Origin of the sequence: Cloacibacillus porcorum (assembly GCF_001701045.1) — a bacterium.
GTDB classification, from domain to species: domain Bacteria; phylum Synergistota; class Synergistia; order Synergistales; family Synergistaceae; genus Cloacibacillus; species Cloacibacillus porcorum.
Genome location: NZ_CP016757.1, coordinates 2,521,736 through 2,540,885, shown reverse-complemented (window position 1 = coordinate 2,540,885; position 19,150 = coordinate 2,521,736). Strand labels below are relative to the sequence as shown.

At 57.0% G+C, this 19,150-nt stretch carries 15 protein-coding genes; 10 read left to right on the top strand and 5 right to left on the bottom strand.

Going from position 1 to position 19,150, the window contains the following annotated elements:
- Nucleotide 1: 1 nt before the first annotated feature.
- The 4 genes from BED41_RS11595 (at nt 2) to xylB (ending at nt 5,188) form a co-directional block, all read left to right on the top strand.
- Nucleotides 2–1,306, top strand: a complete 1,305-nt coding sequence (locus BED41_RS11595) for a glycine/sarcosine/betaine reductase component B subunit (protein WP_066746394.1) — start codon at nt 2–4, stop codon at nt 1,304–1,306.
- Nucleotides 1,307–1,321: 15 nt separating this feature from the next.
- On the top strand, nt 1,322–2,632 hold the full coding sequence (locus BED41_RS11590; protein WP_268217926.1) for a glycine/betaine/sarcosine/D-proline family reductase selenoprotein B: 1,311 nt from the start codon (nt 1,322–1,324) through the stop codon (nt 2,630–2,632).
- 107 nt (nt 2,633–2,739) lie between these two features.
- Nucleotides 2,740–3,600 carry a MurR/RpiR family transcriptional regulator gene (locus BED41_RS11580; protein WP_066746388.1) on the top strand — a complete coding sequence of 287 codons (861 nt, stop codon included), beginning with the start codon at nt 2,740–2,742 and terminating at the stop codon, nt 3,598–3,600.
- 67 nt (nt 3,601–3,667) lie between these two features.
- Nucleotides 3,668–5,188 (top strand): xylulokinase, encoded by a 1,521-nt coding sequence (xylB, locus tag BED41_RS11575; RefSeq protein WP_066746386.1) that lies wholly within the window; start codon nt 3,668–3,670, stop codon nt 5,186–5,188.
- 74 nt (nt 5,189–5,262) lie between these two features.
- Here the strand turns inward: xylB and BED41_RS11570 are convergent, their stop codons facing one another.
- Genes BED41_RS11570 through BED41_RS11555 form a run of 4 tightly spaced genes read right to left on the bottom strand, consistent with a single transcriptional unit; the run spans nt 5,263 to nt 8,556 of the window.
- Nucleotides 5,263–5,799, bottom strand: coding sequence for a chromate transporter (locus BED41_RS11570; RefSeq protein ID WP_066746384.1), 537 nt, complete (start codon nt 5,797–5,799; stop codon nt 5,263–5,265).
- Nucleotides 5,786–6,358 carry a chromate transporter gene (locus BED41_RS11565; protein ID WP_066746382.1) on the bottom strand — a complete coding sequence of 191 codons (573 nt, stop codon included), beginning with the start codon at nt 6,356–6,358 and terminating at the stop codon, nt 5,786–5,788. Before BED41_RS11565 ends, BED41_RS11570 begins: the two co-directional genes overlap by 14 nt.
- Before the next feature lie 47 nt (nt 6,359–6,405).
- Nucleotides 6,406–7,221, bottom strand: coding sequence for a MerR family transcriptional regulator (locus BED41_RS11560; RefSeq protein ID WP_066746380.1), 816 nt, complete (start codon nt 7,219–7,221; stop codon nt 6,406–6,408).
- Nucleotides 7,222–7,227: 6 nt separating this feature from the next.
- Nucleotides 7,228–8,556 (bottom strand): 4Fe-4S binding protein, encoded by a 1,329-nt coding sequence (locus tag BED41_RS11555; protein ID WP_066746377.1) that lies wholly within the window; start codon nt 8,554–8,556, stop codon nt 7,228–7,230.
- 212 nt (nt 8,557–8,768) lie between these two features.
- Here BED41_RS11555 and BED41_RS11550 point away from each other — a divergent pair, with 212 nt between their 5' ends.
- The 6 genes from BED41_RS11550 (at nt 8,769) to BED41_RS11525 (ending at nt 16,669) form a co-directional block, all read left to right on the top strand.
- On the top strand, nt 8,769–10,394 hold the full coding sequence (locus BED41_RS11550) for a SulP family inorganic anion transporter (protein WP_066746374.1): 1,626 nt from the start codon (nt 8,769–8,771) through the stop codon (nt 10,392–10,394).
- 64 nt (nt 10,395–10,458) lie between these two features.
- Nucleotides 10,459–11,328 carry a bifunctional 5,10-methylenetetrahydrofolate dehydrogenase/5,10-methenyltetrahydrofolate cyclohydrolase gene (locus BED41_RS11545; protein WP_066746372.1) on the top strand — a complete coding sequence of 290 codons (870 nt, stop codon included), beginning with the start codon at nt 10,459–10,461 and terminating at the stop codon, nt 11,326–11,328.
- A 378-nt stretch (nt 11,329–11,706) separates the two neighbouring features.
- Nucleotides 11,707–12,696, top strand: a complete 990-nt coding sequence (locus tag BED41_RS11540) for an ABC transporter substrate-binding protein (RefSeq protein WP_066746369.1) — start codon at nt 11,707–11,709, stop codon at nt 12,694–12,696.
- 115 nt (nt 12,697–12,811) lie between these two features.
- Nucleotides 12,812–13,912, top strand: a complete 1,101-nt coding sequence (locus BED41_RS11535; RefSeq protein WP_066746365.1) for an ABC transporter ATP-binding protein — start codon at nt 12,812–12,814, stop codon at nt 13,910–13,912.
- On the top strand, nt 13,905–15,611 hold the full coding sequence (locus tag BED41_RS11530; RefSeq protein ID WP_066746362.1) for an ABC transporter permease: 1,707 nt from the start codon (nt 13,905–13,907) through the stop codon (nt 15,609–15,611). Before BED41_RS11535 ends, BED41_RS11530 begins: the two co-directional genes overlap by 8 nt.
- A gap of 2 nt (nt 15,612–15,613) precedes the next feature.
- Nucleotides 15,614–16,669, top strand: a complete 1,056-nt coding sequence (locus BED41_RS11525) for an ABC transporter ATP-binding protein (protein WP_066746354.1) — start codon at nt 15,614–15,616, stop codon at nt 16,667–16,669.
- Between the two features lie 98 nt (nt 16,670–16,767).
- Here BED41_RS11525 and BED41_RS11520 read toward each other — a convergent pair whose 3' ends face one another.
- Nucleotides 16,768–19,002, bottom strand: a complete 2,235-nt coding sequence (locus BED41_RS11520) for a bifunctional diguanylate cyclase/phosphodiesterase (protein WP_066746351.1) — start codon at nt 19,000–19,002, stop codon at nt 16,768–16,770.
- Nucleotides 19,003–19,150 lie beyond the last annotated feature (148 nt).

Here is a 19,150-nt window from a genome sequence, read left to right as displayed (position 1 = left end):
GATGAAATTAACGGTTGAAACGGTTCACATTAAAGATCTGCAATTCGGCGAGTCTACCTCTCTGCGCGACGGCGTGCTCTACGTCAGCAAAGAGGATATCCTGGCGTTCGCCGCGGGCGAGCCCTGCTTTGACACCCTGAAGATCGACATTGCCCGCCCCGGCGACTCAACGCGTATCATCAACGTCGTGGATGTTGTACAGCCCCGCTGCAAGATGTCGGATAATATCGACTGGCCGGGCGTACTGACGGACGACTATGAGATAGCGGGCGGCGGTGTGACGCGCGCCGTTGAGGGAATGGGCATCGTCCTCTGCCAGAACGACACGTACTGGTCAAGAAAATGGGGATCGTTCGATATGAGCGGCGAATGCGCGGAGATAAATCCCTACGCGAAGATGCCCATGCTCGTCATTGAACCGCTGACGCCGGCTGACGCCGATTTCCGCGAGTACCGCGAGGCGCTGCGCCGCGTTGGTTTCAAAACGAGCGTAATGCTCGCGAAGGCGACGCACGAACGGGCCGCCGACAGCAGCGAGACCTTCGACAACAGTGAGCGGCATCCGGGGCTGCCCAATGTCGCCTATGTCTATCAGATCTATTCAAAGCAGTACGATACGCAAAATTACCGGGAGCCGATGCTCTACGGCAACGCAGTTCCTGATACGCTGCCGCTGATCATGCAGCCCACGGAGGTGCTTGACGGGGCGATCTCACCCTGCGGCGGTTTCCGCTGCGTCACGACCTATGAGATACAGAACCATCCAGTCATCATCGAGCTGATGCGGCGTCACGGCAAAGAGCTGAATTTCGCGGGCGTGGTGATCACCGTCACATCGGTGGAGGCCAAGCACCGCAATCTGGTCTCAAAGATGGCGGCCAGCCTGCTCAAAGAGGTATTTCACGCAGACGGTGCCATCATCACCAAGGGGGTCGGCGGCGCCTCGACCCTGTGCGTGGGGGCGATCGCTAGCGAAGCGGAAAAGCTCGGCATCAAGGCCGTTCCCATCATTCAGATACTCAACGGGAAGAGCAATCTCGGCGTCGAATGTATGATCAGCGACCATAACGTCAATTCGATCGTATGTTCCGGCACCTATTATCACAACTTCTCACTGCCTGCGGTCGAGACTTTGCTGGGCGGCCCGGAAGATGCTCTTTATCTGAGCGGCGACGACGGCGTCATCGGCGGTCACAAGATAGCGACCGGGGACCCAGCGAAGGGGCGGGTCCGCTCAACCTATATGAAACAGGTGGGGCTGATGAGCCAGGTAGGTTTTTCCTACGGGATGGCTGTGGATTACTAGAGGAGGCGCTGCGTTATGGAACAAAAAAAATGGCGGGTAGTCTGCTACATAAATCAATTCTTCGGACAGATCGGCGGCGAAGAGATGGCCCACGTCGGTTTCAGCGTCAAGCATGAGGCCGTCGGCCCCGCGAGACTCTTCCAGGAACTTTTGCGGGAGCGCTGCGAGGTGGTGGGAACGGTAATCTGCGGCGACAACTATTTTGCGGAGGACACGGAGCGCGGCGCGGCCGAGGGGCTGGCGCTGGTACGCGCGCTGAAGCCGGACCTGTTTATCGCGGGGCCCGCCTTTAACGCCGGGCGTTACGGCATCAGCTGCGGCTGCATGGCTTCGGCGGTGGCCCGCGAGCTTCATATCCCCACGGTCACCGGCATGTTCCCGGAGAACCCCGCCGTCGAGCTTTACCGCAAGGATACCTACATCGTAAAGACCGGCATAATGTCCTCGCAGCTGCGCAATGTCGCCCCCGTGATGGCCGGTATCGGGCTGCGGCTGCTGACGGGGGAGCATATCGGCAGCGCCGCCGCCGAGGGGTATATGATCCGCGACGTGATCCTCAACGAGGAACAGCCGGACAATGCCGCCGTGCGCGCCATCGATATGCTGATGAAAAAGATAAAAGGGGAGCCCTTTGTCAGCGAGCTGCTGCCTCCGAATTTCGATAACGTGGAGCCGGCGCCGCCGGTAACCGATCTGAGCGGGGTCAAATTGGCCCTTGTCTCCGACGGAGGCCTTATCCCCGAACAAAATCCCGACAAGCTGAAACCCAACGGCAGCACCACCTGGGGCCATTACGACTGGGACAGGCTCGTGGCGGAGCCGCATTTCGTCATCCACAGCGGCTATGACGGCACCTGGGTGCTCGAAGATCCCTGCCGTCTCTTTCCCGTGGACGTGCTGCGCGAAGAGGTCTCGGCGGGAAGGCTCGGAGCGCTGGAGCCGGAGGTCTGCGTGGCGACGGGAAACTGCGCCTCGGTAGCCGCCTCGCAGGATATTGGGCGGCAGATCGCCGCCGAGCTGCTGAATAAGGGTGTCAACGCCGCTATCCTCACCTCCACCTGAGGCACGAGCACTCGTTGCGGGTCAACGATTGTCAAAGAGATAGAGCGTGTTGGCATCCCGGTGACGCAGATCTGCGCCGTGGTCGATATCGCCGGTTCTGTGGGCGCTTCGCGTATACTGCGCGGTTTTGCCATCACCTGCCCCGTCGGCAACCCCAATCTCAGCCCGGCGGACGAAAAGGCCTGCCGCCGCCGCTATGTGGAAAAGGCGCTGGAAATGCTCACAATTCCCGGCCAGCCCGGGCATGTGGAGGATCTTTTATAGATTTAATGCCGCGCCGAGGTAAATTTAGTTTGCTCCTGAATCTTCAAATATGTAAAATTGGGATAACGGACGATAAATACATAGCATAGAAAACGGAGCTAACGGACATGAGAGAAAAATCTACTAGCGGCGCTTTTTACAGCCGGGTACAGGAAAAGCTGGATTCCCTTTCCAAAAAAGAGCGGAAGACGGTCGAGTACATGGCGGACAACCAGGAAAAACTAATCTACGCCTCGATCACCGAGCTGGCGGAGCTGGCGGGGACCAGCGAGGCCACCGTCACCAGGGTATGTACGAAGCTGGGATATTCGGGGTTTCAGGCCCTGAAGGTGGGAGTCGCGCGCGAGCTGGTCTCGCCGCAGGAAAAGATCCACGAGGACCTGAACGCCGACTCCTCGGCGGAGGTGATCATCGACAAGATATTTTCCAGCGCCATCCAGACGATGACGATGACGCAGAGGGCGCTGGACGCTTCCGCGGTGGCGAGGTGCATAGAGGTGCTTTGCCGCGCGCGGCGGATAGTCGTCATCGGCAACGGCAACTCCGGCGCGATCGCGATGGACGCGCAGCATAAGTTTTTGCGGATCGGCCTCAACGTGAGCGCCTACACCGACGACCATATGCAGATGATCGCTATGGCCTCCCTGGGTAAAGAGGATGTCGTGATGGCGATCTCCCATTCCGGCAGCTCCCGTGACGTGGCCGACGCGATCCGGTTTGTGAAAGAAAACGGGGCGACAGTCATATCGCTCACGAGCAATGGGATATCGCCGGTTTCGAAGCTGGCCGACATCCGTCTCTATACCCACTCGCAGGAGACGAGATACCGGACCTACGCGATAGCGTCGCGGATGGCGGAACTCACGATCATCGATACTCTCTATACCGGCGTTTCGCTGAAGCTGGGAGAGAGCGCGATCCAGAATTTTGAGGCGCTGGAAAAGGCGCTTGTAGTAAAAAAGTATTAGCGTACGGCTCTGCCGCCCTCCGGCGCGCATAGCAGGGCAGTGCGCCTAAAATGGAGGGACCCTTATAATGGAAAAGCTTTTTGGCGTGGACTTTGGCACCGGCGGCTGCAAGGCGATGGTCATTGATCTCGACGGCAATATCTGTGCCTCGGCCTTTGAAGAATATCCGTCGCAGCATCTGAAACCGGGATGGTCAGAGCAGGAGCCCGCGATGTGGCTCGACGCCTTCGTGAAAACGGTGCGCTCCTGCGGGGAGCAGATGAAGGACGGCTTTGGAGGCGTGCTCGCTCTCGCGGTGACGGCCTCGACGCACAACGCGGTGCTGCTTGACAAAGACTCGCGCGTGATCCGTCCCTGCATCATGTGGAACGACCAGCGGAGCGGAGACCAGTGCCGCCGCCTGAATGAAAATTACGGCGACGATATATTCCGCATAGGCATGCAGATGCCGACGCCCACCTGGACGCTGCCGCAGCTGATGTGGCTAAAAGAGCACGAACCGGAAAACTACGCTAAGATCGATCGCCTGATGTTTACCAAAGACTATATCCGCTCATATATAACGGGTGATTTCTGCACCGACGTGGTCGACGCTCAGGGAAGCCTGCTCTTCGACGCGAGGAAGAACTGCTGGTCCCCCGAAATATGCCGGATGATCGACCTGCCGCTGGCGGTGCTGCCCGACGTGCGCCGCTCCAAGGAGGTCGTCGGCAGGGTACGCGCCGAAATCGCCGCGCTTACCGGACTGCCGGAGGGGCTGCCCGTTATCGCCGGATGCTCCGATACGGCGGCCGAGGATTTCAGCGCCGGCGCCGTAACGGCCGGTCAGATCGTCGTCAAACTCGCCACCGCGGGCAACGTCAACCTAATCACCGACAAGGCCGTTCCCCACGAAAAATCATTCACCTATCCCTACTCGGTGGAGGGTAAATGGTATACGGTCACGGCGACCAACAGCTGCGCCTCCGCCTACCGCTGGATGCGCGACGCGCTATATCCCGCGGAAAAGGAGCTCTGCGAACGGGAAGGCCGGGACGTCTACCTTCTCATGGACGAACAGGCCGCAGGCGCGGAGCTTGGCGCGCGCGGGCTGATCTTCCACCCCTATCTTCTCGGAGAGCGCTGTCCCTACTTCAATCCCAACGCGCGCGGGGATTTCTTCGGCGTCAGCATGGTGCATAACAAGGGCCACTTTGCGCGCGCGCTGCTTGAGGGCGTGGCCTTCAGCCTCTATGACTGCCTGCAGGTTTTGAAAGACTTCACTGACAAGATGGAGGATATCGTCGTGATCGGCGGAGGGGCTAAGAGCCCGCTTTGGAGCCAGATCGTCTGCGACGTATTCGGCCTGGAGGTCAAACAGCCCGCGAACGCCGAATCTTCCTTCGGCGGCGCGCTGCTGGCGGGCGTCGGCGTCGGAGCCTTCGCGAACGAGCTGGAGGCCGCCGGGAGATGTATCCGCATGAAGCGGACATACAAGCCCGATCCGGGCAATCACGCCAAATACGACCAGCTGTTCGCTATTTACAAAGAGGTGGCGCAGACTATGCCGCCGGTATGGGAAAAACTGGCTCAGATCGCCAACGACTGAAAGCCGTCTGTAAAAACTGAAAGAGTAAAACCGCTGGATGCCGGCCTATTCCGCTTAAGGCGCGGAGGCCGGCATCATTGTATCCCGAAGCAGAGCAGCCCCAGCGCCGCGCTGAGGACGATCACCTTCGGCACGCTGACGCGCCACCTGAGCAGCAGTACCAGATCCAGCAGGCCGATTGCGACCAGCGGCAGGTCCACAAAATTATCGGCGGCATAATTTGTTATGCCGAGCGACAGCGTCACCCCCGCGATCATACCGACGCAGGCCGGACGGACGCCGGTCATTATCTGCGTCATGCGGCGGTTTTGCTTGACGCGGTCGAAAAAGAGGGCCGCGGCGGCGGTGAGCGTCAGCGTCGGCGAGAGAACGCCGAGGTTGGCTGCCACCGCGCCGGCGATACCGGCAGCCTTGATGCCGGCGAAGGTCGCGCAGTTGGGGCCGAGCGGGCCCGGAGTCATTTCGGCGATCGCGATGATGTCCGAGACCTCGCCCGCTGTCATCCATCCGTGTGAGATCATCTCCGCGTTGATCAAAGGGATCATGGAGAGCCCGCCGAAGCTGGTGAAGCCGATCTTTACAAAGCTCCAGAAGAGCTCAATCAGCACCACGCGCGCCGCCTCCACTCTTTTCAGAACATACTCCGATGGCGATGCCGGCCGCGGCGCCGAGAATGACGATCCAGACGCAGCTTACGTTAAAGACGAAATAAAGCAGAAAGGCGGCGCCCGCCAGCGCGAAGCAGAGAGGGCGGGGAAAGGCGCCGCGCGTCAAATTGAGCGCGCCGACGGCGATAATGGGGACGACGGCGGCGCGGATGCCGGTCATGGCGGCGGTCACCAGCCGGCTGTTTTTAAAGGCGGAGTGGAAATGCGTGATCACGGCAAGCAGGAGCAGCGGCGGTATCACCATTCCCAGCAGCGAGGCGACCCCGCCGGGAATACCGGCCTCGCGGTAGCCGTAGAGAAAGGCCACATTTCCCACGAAGGCGCCCGGCAGGCTGCGCGCGACGCCGGTAATGTCCAGAAGCTCCTCGCTGGAGATTCTCTCCTCCTCTTCAACAAAGAGCCTGTGCATCTGCGCGACGATGCTCAGTCCGCCGCCGAAGGTGAAACAGCCTAATTTCATAAACCGGACGAAGAGCCCGGCGACAGTTCCGCAGCGTTCCATCGTACGCCCCCTTTTACACGAGGTTAAACCCTACACGTGCTGTAAGGTCAAGCGGCGGCGCGGACCGGCAGCCATATCTGCCTGTACCTGATATTCTCCGCCTGTCTGTTCATGGAGAGGATGGTGCGGGAGACCGGGTCGCCTGCCACGCGGAGCGCCTTTTTCATTACATAGCCGCGCAGATGCGCGAAATAATCGTCACCGGAGGAGCGGTGGCCGACTGCGCGGACCACGGTGCAGAGACAGGGAGCCGGGGGGTAATAGCGCCCCGCCGCCGCCAGCTCCTCCGCTCCGAGGCGTTTTATATCCCGTTCCATGAGCCCCAGAGCGGCGGTGAAAGTTTTTTCTCCCCGCGACAGGGCCGTCCAGTCGCAGCGCAGGGAGGGAAAGACGAATGGCGTCATGGCAATCCAGCGCCGGAAGGTCTCATATTGCTCTGGGCGCAGTATCAGCTCGTCGTCCAGCATATACTCCAGCAGGTAAAAGGCCGGCCTCTCCGCCAGGCGCACCAGCCCCAGCCGCCGCGTCTCCTTTTTCAGCAAGGCCTCCCTTTCATGCAGACATGTCAGTATTTGCCTCTTATGAAGGATCTCTTTGCGAAGCTCAGCCCCGCGCCTCGCAAAGCTTTTCTTCACAAAATCAAGGTCGTCGGTGTTGATCAGGCTTTCCGCCTCCGAAACGGAAAACCCATATCCGCGATAGTCCTTCGCCAGTATCAGGGAGACGATATCCGGCCGTTCGTAATAACGGTATCCGCCCGTACCCTCGCGATGGGATTTTAAGATCCCGTCCCGTTCGTACATGCGGATACCCTCGGCGGAGAGTCCGAGGAGCTTTGATATCTGCCCGATACGGTATTTCATTACGCGCTATCTGTCGGAGGGGGGCTCTTCACCAGCTGCCCGCGAGATCAGCGTCTCAAGGTATCTGGACTTGAGCTGGGCCTGCGCGAAGGAGCGCTGGAGACCGGGCAGTTTGAGGATCGCGCCGAGGACGCCGCCGAGCAGACGGTGGCTGAAAAGGACCTTGTTGTCGAAGATCAGCTCCTGCAGCTTGCCGCGTTCCGTCGCCATCGCGACGACTTTGTGGGTCGTGTCGAGCGGCGTTATCATGCGGTTGGGACGCGGTTCGAGCTGTAGCGCCTTCGTCGGGCAGTGCTTGATGCAGACGCCGCAGCCGATACAGCGTTCGGGGATGACGCGCGCCCTTTTCACGCCGTTTTCGCGCGCCGCCCCCTCGGAGGACGAACAGGCGGCGTTTTTATCCTCCGTCATCTCAATGGCGTTGACGGGGCATATTTTTTCACATTTGCCGCAGCCGACGCATTTGGACTCTTCGATTCTGGAGATGTAATTCGAGCAGATCGTCTGCGCGACGCCGAAACGCTTGATCGCGAGCAGCGCCTCGCAGCAGCAGGAGCAGCAGTTGCAGATGAAGTTGACACGGCGGCGCACATTCTCCCCGAACTGCACGAGGTTGTGGTCGTAGGCCTGCGCGAGCAGGTCGCGGCACTCCGCGGCCTCCACCTGGCGCGCGTGGCCGTGCTTGATCAGCGTCGCCGCCGTGGTGTTGAAGGTCATGCAAATGTCCATCGGCGCGTCGCAGACCGTGCCGGCGTGCAGCGCCTTATGGCGGCAGTAGCACATGCTGATGCCGATGTGCGAGGCGGTGTCGATGACATTTGTCGCGCGTTCGTAATCGAGCACGTGCAGCGCGTACTCGTCGGGTATCTGCGGCTCCTGCGGGAAGATACGCCCCATCTGGATGTCGCCGCCGCAGACGAGGTCGCGCATGAAGTCCTCCTCGACGGTGATGTATTGGTAAAAAAGTTCGCTGAGGGTCTTCTGGTCGATATCATCGCGCACGCGCATCAGAGAGAACTCAAAGAATCCGGCCATCGGCGGCGGCACGGCGTAGACCTGCCTGCCGTCCTGTTCGATGTCGACGATGATGGCGCGGCGGGCCAGTTCGTCAAGCGCTTTCTGCGCCTCGCAGTCCGAAAGTTTCCATATCTCCGCCGCCTGATGGGCGCTGAAGGGCTTTATCGGAAGCTGGGCCATCAGCCCCGCCTCCCTCTCCGTCATCAGAATTTTCAATATATCAAAAAGCAGCTTCGATTCCGGCGCGCCCTGCGGGAATCGGTTGAGCCTCTCCGCGAGGCGGGAGTAGGGCGACCCATGAGTGTGGTTATGTGCCATAAAAAAACCTCCTGCACTTGATTTTCCTGATAAATTATACCTCTTACCGCCTGTGATGGTGAACGGAGGGTTTTACCGTTTCTGACGGAACCGCCGCTGGCCATAGTTATATTTTTCTTTAATTTATTAAAATATTGATAAAATGAATACTTTTCCGTATCATAGACAAATGTGTTTTTTATAAGATGCTACTTGCAGGAGGACGGTATTTTATGTTTGATAATTACGTTCAGATACTTCGGAATGAGTTTCGTGGCTACAACGCCGACAGATTAGCCAAAGACTTCAGTGCGGGAATGACGGTCGCCGCCGTCGCGCTGCCGCTGGCGCTGGCCTTTGGCGTGGGGAGCGGCGCGGATGCCGCGGCGGGGCTCATCACCGCGATAATCGGTGGGATGGTGATGAGCCTCTTTTCCGGAGCCTCCTTCCAGATATCCGGTCCTACTGGTGCGATGTCGGCGGTGCTTGCCATCGTCGTCGCGCGCTATGGCATAGACGGTCTTTTTGCCGTCAGCTTTATGGCCGGCCTCATCCTTTTGCTGCTTGGCATCTTTAAGCTGGGAAAATTCATCTCTCTGATCCCTGCGCCTGTAATCACTGGATTTACATCCGGAATCGCCGTGATAATTGCGCTGGGGCAGATAGATAACATGTTCGGCACAGTGTCGAGGGGTGAGACGGCGCTGGAGCGCCTTGTCTCCTACTACACGCTTGGTTTCGAGATAAATTACGCCGCGCTCCTCATAGCGTTTATCGTCATTGGGGTGATGGTCTTCTGGCCCAAAAAGCTTGCGGAAAAGCTCCCCTCCTCGCTTGCCGCCATTGCGATAGCTGCGATTATCAGCGCAGTGTGTGGTTTCGATGTTCCCACCGTCGGGGCCATTCCGCGTTCGCTTGTCTCCGACGCGCGTCTGTCATTTTCGGGCATAGATTTTTTCCGGCTTCCTGCGATGATCTCTCCGGCAATTACGATTGCCGCGCTGGGGATGATCGAGAGCCTGCTGTGCGGCGCGAGCGGCCAGCAGATAACGGGCGGCAAATTTGACGCCAACCAGGAGCTCATATCGCAGGGTATCGGCAACATGATCATCCCTCTGCTGGGAGGAGTACCGGCGACGGCGGCGATCGCGCGTACCAGCGTTGCGATAAAGTCAGGCTGCCAGACGAGGCTCACGGGGATATTTCACGGGGTGGGGCTACTTGCTTCGATGTTCTTTCTCAGCCCCGTGATGTCGGCGCTGCCGCTGTCGGCGCTCTCTGGAGTACTGATGGTGACGGCCTGGCGCATGAACGAATGGCACGCGATAAGAAGGATATTCTCCAGCGGTTTCAAGAGCGCGGTCATGCAGTTTCTTATCACGATGGTATGTACGGTGGTCTTTGACCTCACGGTGGCGATCGTGATCGGGATAGAGTTCGCGATGATCGTTTTCATCCTCAAGGCGGCGGAGATAAACATATATTTCTCGAAAGTTCTCAACAGCAAACTGCACGGACGCGACGAAGATGTGGAGGCGATGCACGGAGTCGCCTATATTGCCTATGTCACCGGTGTCGTCTTTTTCTCCAACGACGACAAGCTTGTGAAGAGTTTTCGTGAGCTGCCGCACTGCGACAAGGTGATAATATCGCTGCGCGGCGTGCCGCTGATAGACTTTGTCGGTGCGTCGACGCTGATCGGCATCATCAGGGAACGGCAGCTTGCCGGGACCTCTGTGATTGTCTGCGGAGTCCATCCGAAGGTGATGGAGACGCTGAAACGCTGTAATATCCATGATGTGCTGCCTGGCGAGAATTTTCGCGTCAGTGTGGATACGGCGCTATTTGGCGAAGATTAGAGGCTATATGTTAAAATATGACGCATATTATTGTTTTACTTTAATGAAAGATGGGAATAGGTAAATGACAGATATTCTAAAGGGAAAGCCTGTTGTGGACTCTCTGAACCTTCATTTGAAAAGCAGGAGCGAAGAGCTGCGCGCGCTGGGCGCGGAGCCGACGCTCGCGATAATCAGGGTGGGAGAGAACAATGACGACATCACCTACGAGCGCAGCGCCGTCAAGTGCTGCGAGGCGGCGGGGGTCGGCGTAAAGAAATTTCATTTTGAAGAGTCGGTCACACAGGAGAAGATCATAGGGCTGGTTCATTCGATAAACGCCGATATCTCCGTTCACGGCGTGTTGATCCTGCGCCCGCTGCCCGCGCACATAGACGACCGCGCCGTCTGCCGCGCCCTCGCGCCCGAGAAGGACATCGACGGCATCACGGAATATTCGATGGCCGGGCTCTACTCCGATAAAAAGATCGGCTTTGCCCCCTGTACGGCGGAGGCCTGCATCGACATGCTCGACCACTATAACATCCAGATCGAGGGCAGGCGCGCCGTCGTCGTCGGTCGCAGCTTCGTCGTCGGCAAGCCGGTCGCGATGATGCTGCTGCGGCGCAACGCGACGGTCACTACCTGTCACACGCGGACGACAGAGCTTGCGAAGATCTGCCGCGAGGCAGACATCCTCGTCGTCGCCATCGGAAAGGCGAAGCTGCTCGGCGCGGATTACCTCTCGCCGAAACAGGTGATTGTGGACATCGGGATCAACCTTGACGAAGAGGGAAACCTCTGCGGCGATGTGGACTACGGCGCCGCGGAGGGCCGTGTGAAGGCGATCACCCCGGTGCCGGGAGGGATCGGCCGCGTCACCACGGCGGTGCTGGCGAAGCATGTCGTCGAAGCCTGCCAGCTGAGCCTGGACAAACTTAAAAATAAACGGTAACGGTGAAAACATGGCGGAAGAGAGTGTTAAGGAAATCTTAAGAAAGCTCCTTCCGCTTTATATTACGTAAGTTTATTCATGAATTGGATATCATTTGAATAATAATTTTACATTTAACTATTCGGCAATTGTAAAATATTAAAATCTTTCTATTTTTATTTTTCCCTTTCTAGGTATATAATTTACATCTGAAAAAAGCAAGTTAATTATGTAACGATTCGTCTTTAGCTTTGGTACGTTACATTATGTGTTTATGTTATATCTTCATATCAATAAAGAATTAATTTCTGTCCGCCTCGTCCCGTCAACGGATGCGGCGGGCGGAATTTAAGAAATACGGAGGAGGGATCCTCCGGACAAATTCAAGGAGGTAACATCGTGAAAAAATTTTTTGCGGCAGCACTTCTGGTCTCTATGATTTTTGTTTCAAGCGCGGCAATGGCTGGAGAAAAGCTCACCGTCTACACGTCGATGAAGGACTCCCTCATCGGAGCTTTGAAGGATGAATTCCTTAAAAAGAACCCCGATATAGAGTTCGACGCCTATGTCGCGGGCGCCGGCAAGCTGATGGCCAAGATCGCCGCCGAGCGAGAATCAGGCAAGCTCGTCGTCGACGTCCTCTGGCACAGCGAAGTCCCCGACTTCTACCAGCTCAAGAAGGAGGGTGTGCTTCAGCCCTATAAGTCGCCCAACCTCAAGTATGTCGAAAGCCCCGTCAAAGAACCAGAAGGATATTTCACCCCCGTCCGCAACGGAACACTCGGCATAGTCTATAACACACGTTTCATCAAAACGGCTCCCAAAAACTGGAAAGACGTCCTTGGCAAGGATTATCAGGATGCCTTCGGCGTAGCCGACCCAGCCCTTTCCGGCACCGCCTACGGAAGCGTAGCGGCGCTCGTGAAGCTCTATGGCTGGAAGTATTTTGAAGATGTCCAGAAGAACGGCGGCATCCTCGGCAAGGGCTCGGGTCAGGTCATCGACGACACGGCGATGGGCGACCTCGTGGCCTGCATTGGCGTCGACTATATTACGATGGCGAAGATAAAGAAGGGCGCGACGCTCGCGATGGCCTATCCGAAAGAGACGATCGTGCTTCCGAGCCCCGTAGCGATCATCAAGGGTACGAAAAACCTCTCCGCGGCGCAGAAATTCATCGACTTCCTCCTCTCGAAGGAAGGCCAGCAGATCATTGCCAACAACTACACGCTGCCCGTCAGGAACGACGTCGTAATGCCCAAGGACAGCCCCCTTCCGAAGCCGCATGAAGCGGTCGTCAACGCGATCAAGCTTGACTTCCAGAACATGAGCTCCGAGAAGGAAGGCACGATAAAGAAGTTCAAAGAAACAATGCGCCCCGGCAAGTAAAGAGCGCCCGGAGGCCGCGGTCTTAGGCCGCGGCTTCGCAAGTATTTACTTTGATTCCCGGGGAAGGGCTGGCGACAGACCTTCCCCTATCTTATGACGAAAGGAGTTGTCTTGATTGGCAGAGGTAAAAATCGAACATGTACGCAAAGCCTACGGGCAGAAGGTCGTCTACAAAGATTTGAATCTGACGATAAACGACGGCGAGTGCTTTACGCTGCTCGGCCCCTCCGGCTGTGGTAAGACAGTCATGCTCCGCATGATCGCCGGTTTTGAGTCGCCCGACGCGGGAACGATAAAGATCGGCGGCGTCATGCAGTCCTCGCCGGCGGATAAGATAATGGTTCCGCCCGACGAGCGCTCGCTTGGCGTCGTCTTCCAGGATTACGCCGTTTGGCCCCACATGACGGTCAAAGAAAATGTCATTTATCCGCTCAAGATGCAGAAGGTGGAGAAGGGAGAGGCAGAGAGGAGGACGCAGGAGGCCATCAAGAACGTCAACCTCACGGGGCTGGAGGACAGGCTGCCCTCGCAGCTCTCCGGCGGACAGCAGCAGCGCGTCGCTCTCGCAAGGGCGCTTGTCGCCGAGCCGAAGATCATGCTTCTTGACGAACCGCTCACGAACCTTGACGCGAACCTGCGCGAGGAGATGCGCTTCGAGATCAGGGCCCTGCAGAAGAGGACGGGCGTCACCGTGCTCTACGTCACCCACGACCAGGAGATCGCGCTCGCCATCTCTGACCGCCTCGCGGTGCTCGACCAGCATGGCAACATCTGCCAGATCGGCACGCCGGTGGACGTCTTTGAAAACCCCGTCAACGCCTTTGTCTTCCGTTTCATGGGCATATCGAACATGATTCCCGTCGAAGTGCGCGGCGGCAAACTATACGCGAAAGGGACGGACGAACTTCTCTCCGAAGAGGTGAAGGGCGAGGTTCCGGAGAATCCCGTTCTAGGCTGCCGCCCCTCGGATATCGACCTCTTACGTGAACCGCAGCCGGGAGTGCCTACCGCAGTCGTGAAACGCGTCAACCTGCTCGGTCCCATCGTCGACCAGCGCCTTGAATTCGCTGGCATGGAGCTCCGCTCCCAGATCGATACCCATAAGGCGGTCGACGGCAATCTAATCTTCAACGAGGGCGACCGCGTCGGCATCAGGCTAGCTAACCAGCTGCTCTTTGATTCAAGAACTATGGAAGGAGTGATAGAGGATGCCTAGCGCCGGAACAAAAAAGTTCGGAATGGCGGAATTTATATTTCTCCTCTCCGTCCTGATACTTGTCGTTATCGTGGCCCTTCCGGTCGTCCTCATCTTCTGGACGTCATTCATCGTTGACGGACATCTCAACATGAAGGCCGTCATGGACACCATCATGCAGGAGGAGACCTTCCAGGCTCTCAAAATGTCGATCATGATCGCCGCCTGCGTCACCGTCACCTGTACATTCGTGGGCACGCTCTTTGCCTGGCTCGTGACGAGAACGGATCTTCCCTTCAAAGAGACGATGAAGGTCCTCTTTACCGTTCCTTTCATGCTGCCGGCCTTCATCGGAGCGCTGGCCTGGAAGATGCTCCTTTCGCCGCGCGCGGGATATATAAACCAGCTGTGGATGGCGATAACGGGGACGCGCCACGCGCTCTTTAACATTTATGGATTCTGGGGGATCGTCATTATTGAGACGATGTACCTCTTCCCCTTCGTTTTCATCCAGGTGAGCGGCGCGCTTGAGCGTATGGACCCGACCCTTGAGGAATCGGCGCGCATCTCCGGCGCTGGGCTCTTTACGATCACGCGCAAGATCACGATACCGCTGATCATGCCCGCCGTCGTCGCGGGAGCGCTGCTGGTCTGCCTCTACTCGCTCTCGCACTTCGGAACGCCCGCCATACTCGGCACCGAGGTCGGTATCTACACGATCCCGACGATGATCTACGAGCTCATCCACCAGAGCGCGGGCAGCTTTACCGCCATTCGCGCCGCGACGGTGCTCTCGGTCGTTCTCGTTCTCTCCGCCGCTGTGATACTCTACGCGCAGAACAAGGTCATCAAGTCGGGGCGCTTCCAGATAATCGCGGGCAAGAGCGTGCGCCCCACAGTGCTGAAACTCCGCGGCCTCCGTACGCCGCTCTTCATCTTCTGCTGCGTCTACCTGCTCATTACGGTTGTGATGCCGACGGTGACGATCTTCCTCGTCGGTTTCCTTAACACCTACGGCCTGCCGCTGGCGCTGGAGAATATGTCGTGGGAAAACTACCGCTACGTCCTATTTGAGTGGAAGCTTACGAAGGACGCGATCTGGAACTCCGCCTACCTCTCGCTTTCGGCGGCCTTTGTAACGATGATCGCGGGCGGCATCATCTCTTACGTCCTCGTCAAGCTGAAGGTGCGCGGCAAATGGTTCCTCGAATTCCTCGGTATGCTGCCCTTCTCGCTTCCCGGTACGGTCATCGCCCTTGGCGTCATCCTCACCTGGAGCGGGCGTTTCGGCATCAACCTCTATAACACCGCGTGGATAATCTTTGTCGCCTACATCGCGCGCTACATGGCCTTCTCGCTAAAGTCCAACAGCGCCGCACTGGAACAGGTGCACGACTCACTGGTTGAGGCGAGCCGCGCGAGCGGCGCCACCCCGTGGCAGTCGCTGCGTGATATCGTCATCCCGCTCATTCGCCCCGGCATGGTCGCGGCCTTCTTCCTCATCTTCCTCCCCGCGCTCCGCGAGCTGACGACCTCCGTCCTGCTCTACGGACCGACGACGAGGACGATAGGCGTCGCTATCTACACACTTAACGAAGACGGAGAAACGGTCTACGCCTGCGCGCTCGCCGGCATCGCGCTGCTTCTCATCGTTGGCGGCGAAATACTCATCAAGCGCTTCTTTGAAAAGAAACGCCGCGCCGATAACGGAGGTGCTTAAAGATGGCTTATGTAGAACTCAGAGATGTGACTAAACTCTTCGGAACGGTGCGTGCCGTCGATAAGCTGAACCTGTCTATCGAAAAGGGCGAATGCTTCTCATTCCTCGGCCCCTCCGGCTGCGGCAAGACGACGACGCTGCGGATGGTCGCGGGCTTCGAGGACCTCGACGAGGGTGAGATAGAGGTCGGCGGCAAGCTGATCTCCTCTAAGGCGAAGAACTTCTACGTCCCGCCGGAACACCGCGGCTTTGGGATGGTCTTCCAGGCCTTTGCCGTCTGGCCGCATATGACGGTCTACGACAATGTCGCCTTCCCGCTCAAGATAAAGAACCTGCCGCGCGCGGAGATAGAGTCCCGTACCAAACAGGCGCTTGAGAATACGAACCTCACCAAGCAGGCGCAGCTCTATCCCAACGACCTTTCCGGCGGTGAAAAGCAGCGCATCGCGCTTGCGCGCGCGCTGTCGATAAATCCGGGACTGCTGCTCCTCGACGAGCCTCTCTCGAACCTCGACCCGCACCTCCGCGAGGAGATGCGCTTTGAGATAAAGGACCTGCAGCGCAAGTATGATTTCTCGATCATCTTCGTCACGCACGATCAGTCCGAGGCGATGGCGCTTTCAAACCGCATCATGGTCATGAGGGACGGAAAGACGATGCAGATCGACTCGCCGCTCAACATCTACGCCAAGCCGAAAAACCAGTTCGTCTTCAGCTTCATCGGCCTGTCGAACTTTATCAGCGTGAAGCTTACGGACGGACGCGCCGTCATTGAGAGCGCTCCCGAGGCCGGCGTGCTGGAGAGCGATATCCCGCAGGAATTTGCGGGAGCGGCAAAGGCGACGCTTGCCTGCCGTCCCTCCGAGGTCGATTTTGTTCCCGAGGGCAGGGGCGTCAGAGGCGTCATCGACCGTATGGCCTACCTTGGCGAAATCGTCGACTACATCGTAAAGATCGGTTCCCAGGAGGTACGTGTGCAGAAGGGACGCCGCGAACCGCGCTTCGAGGTGGGACAGTCCTGTTCGGTGGCCTTCCCACGTGTCGTATGGTACGAATAAGCGCCGCAATATGAAATAATTCAGCAGCAGCTAAAGAGCGTCCGTCCATTACCAAGGGCGGACGCTCTTTTGTATTCTTCCGCGGTCTGACGAGGCGTCTAATCTGTTGTCGGAGGCTTTCCCGCCTCTTCAAGAACTATACGTTCAAATTCCCTTACCGGCACTGGGCGGAAAAAGTAAAAGCCCTGGATCAGGTCGCAGCCGATGGTGCGCAGCAGCTCAACCTGCTCTTTATATTCCACGCCCTCCGCCACCGTAGCGATGTTGAGCTTCTTGGCAAGGATGATGATACTCTCGATGATCGCCCGCGTCTCCGGCGTCTCAAAACGGTTGGCGAAAAACATCCGGTCGAGTTTGAGACAGTCTATCTTGAGGTCCTTCAGCAGTCCGAGCGAAGAGTAGCCGGAGCCGAAGTCGTCCAGCGAACAGGTAAAACCGGCTGAGTGTATCTCTTCGATAACCTCGCGCGCGTTTTTGAAATCATTGCCGACAAGCATCAGCGATTCTGTCAGTTCAAATTCAATGAGTCCCCTGGCGACGCCGGCCTCTTCCGCGATCTTCCTATAATCGTTGAAAAAGGAGGGGTTTTTCAGCTGCTGTCGTGAGATATTCACGGAGATGGGGAGGAGCGGTATCCCTGATTCCTTCCATTCGGCGAGCGTACGGCATACCTCCTCGAATACCAGCTGGTCCAGGCGGGAGATGATGCCGTTCTTCTCGCATACGGGAATAAATGCCGCGGGGCTGACGAAGCCGAGTTTCGGATGTTTCCAGCGCACAAGCGCCTCGGCGCCGGCTATCAGCCCTGTTTGCGCGCATACCTTAGGCTGGAGGTGGATTGTGAACTTCCTCTCCTCGATTGCCCTCTCGATATCGTTCAGCATATTAACCTCTTCAAGCTGCCGCTTCTTAAATTTTTCGTCATAGAAGGTGAAGGTGCTTAAGTAAGAGCGCTCTGCACTTTTTCGCGCCGTATCGGCGTAGACCTCGGCTTCGGCAATCTTGAACGAAGCCTTATCAGAGAGACAGAATATACCGGTGTCGATACGGATAGGGCCGCTCTTGTTGCCGATACCGGCGATTTTTTCCGCCATTTCATTGAGCCGCTTCATGAATTCGTCTTTTGCGCCTTTTTGCATAAAAATATAAAAAGTCCCCGCGTTGCCGCGTGTAACCAGCTCTCCGTTATCTTTTTTCATTTCATCGGCGAGAATGTTATATACATGGCGCAGGATCTTATCGCCCTGACTGCGTCCCTCGTATTCGTTGATCAGCCCGAGGTTTCGCAGGTTAACCGATACCACGGCATAATCTTTGCTGCTGCTTCCGTCGAGAAACTCCTGAGTCCGCATGAGGAAGCAGATGTTGCTGATACCGTCTGTCACGGGATCGTAAAACGAGATATTCTCGATCTTTACGCGGTAATGGTTTTGGATACAGATAATGAGCAGCGTAATAATGAGAAAAGCCGCCGCCATTGCCAAAGTGCCGTAGAAGGTACGGGAGATGAATACGTCCGCGTGCGTGGTAAGGATATCGGTGGGCACCGTCACGGTGAGAAACCAGCCGTTAACCGACAATGGCCGGTAGTCAACGAAGATATCCCTGCCGCTGAGGGTGGGGAGGATGAAACGTCCCGGCAAGTTTTTGCCAAGATCGTCCAGCATCTTTATCGCCCATTCCTCTGTTTTGAGGTATTTCGTCTCCCTGATGAGCGCGGTGTGCTTTTTCTTTACCGGCGGTACGATTATCTCGCCCTTTTGATTCAGGATCGCGCTGCTTCCCTCGCCGCTGAAAAAATCACCGCTGATGAGATACTGCATATTCTGTTTTGACTTTACGCCTATGAGTACGCGCCTTTTGCGGTCGTTCCCCGGGATGGGGACGGCGTAAAAAATATGTTTTCCGTCAGTACCCGCGCTGAACTCTCCCTTCAGAGCGGCTGAGAAGGGGAAAAATTTTTCTATATTGCGAGAGCCGCCAAAGGCGAAATGGGCTACGCCGTCCTCACCGGCGACCGCCAGGTCGATGAAATTCGATACCGCGGTTTTTCTGGCGATAAAGCGGTTGATTTCCGCAGGCTGCATCTGTGAGACGGAATCGGCGATCACATTCAGAGATTTGAAGATCTCGTGGAACTTTGTGTCGACAGATTTCGCCGATTCCGCCGCTACATCCTCCAGATAGTCCTCGGTCAGTTTGTTGACCGCCCTGTGCAGCTCAACGGCGTTCCATAATATCACGCCGGAGAGCGCCAGCAGGAAGATGAGGGCGCCAATCGACAAAAGGAGGGTGGTTTTATACTGAAACATTTTCCTGAATATCAACGGCATTGTCAGCACCTCTATATAAAAGAATTGTGCATTTATGTATGCACAATTATAAATTTTCATAACGATTATAAATAAGTTAAGATATCCTGCAAGAGATTATCTGTATACGTATCCATATAGCTATACAAAAATTTCTGTGATAGAATTA